The following is a 1,020-nucleotide window of genomic DNA, read 5'->3' as shown; positions in this document are numbered from 1 at the left end:
CGTGCTAGTTGCAGTACTTGTAATAGTACACAAATACTATGATTTAGCGATCGCCTGTGCCAGTTGCGTAAGTCCTGTAAGAGTACAAATCCTCAAGGATAAATTTAGCCAGAGTTTAGGACTACCTTTTAAAGAACTGTTGCCAGAACCTGCAATTAAACAAGCAATTTCTGAGCTAAAAATTAAATATAGAAAGAGATTATTTGACCCATTAATAAATTTGTGGACATTTTTATCACAAGTTTTAGATACGGATAAAACTTGCCACAATGCTGTGAGTAAAATAATTGCCCATCTAGCAGAATCAGAAGTAGAAATTGGGGTAAAAGTAGCGAAGACACTGTTGGCGAATTGCGAAAACGCCTATGCTCGATTAGTTAATTCAGCAATGAAACGATTAAGAGCTTTAAGTGCCGTTTTGTATCCAGTGGCTTGCTTACCTAACTTCAGTTCCAACAAAATGCGATCTCGCGCAGCGAGCAAGCTTCGCTTATCGCGTAAAGCTTCAAGTGCTTCTAGTTGGGGCAGTAAAGTGGTTGACGTTTGAGGATGCTCATTATTTGGTGTAATACACAGAGAAAGGGAATCTGCTCCCCATGTATTACTTGGTAGAAGTTGTTCTTCATCTCGTGTAATACTTGGTAAGGTATTGTCCCGCACAATTTGTTCTAAATAGTCAGCCCTAGTTAAACCGTTGCATTCTGCTGCAATACCCAAAACTTTCCAAGTTTCATCGGTGAGTCTCAGAGAACGGACTAAACGGTAGTCATCATTTTTGATTGCAAACTTTCCTTGAATATCGCGTTTCATCAAAATTTTTCCATGTATTACACCGTAAAGCTAAACAATTTTTAGATGTCAGTCAACCGTGTAATACATGGGGAAGATGTTTGTTCTTTGAATTAACAAGGTGTGCTTTGTAGCTGTTTGAAGCGAGACGAGCTGTGATTTTACCCCCCGCATGACCAAATTTTGAACCATAGCGTGACCAAAAATTAACGTAATTTCAAGGTTTTGAGC

Annotated in this window: 1 protein-coding gene; it reads right to left on the bottom strand. The window is 38.9% G+C overall.

Annotated features, from left to right (window positions below; genetic code table 11):
• Window positions 1-363 precede the first annotated feature (363 nt).
• Window positions 364-810, bottom strand: coding sequence for a hypothetical protein (locus GNE10_RS34770; RefSeq protein ID WP_397326716.1), 447 nt, complete (start codon window positions 808-810; stop codon window positions 364-366).
• Between the last annotated feature and the right edge of the window lie 210 nt (window positions 811-1,020).

The sequence above is a fragment of the Nostoc sp. 2RC genome (assembly GCF_014222165.1).
Classification (GTDB): Bacteria; Cyanobacteriota; Cyanobacteriia; order Cyanobacteriales; family Nostocaceae; genus Nostoc; species Nostoc linckia.
Note: the sequence above shows the minus strand (reverse complement) of the source record. Positions and strands in the feature narration are given on the sequence as shown.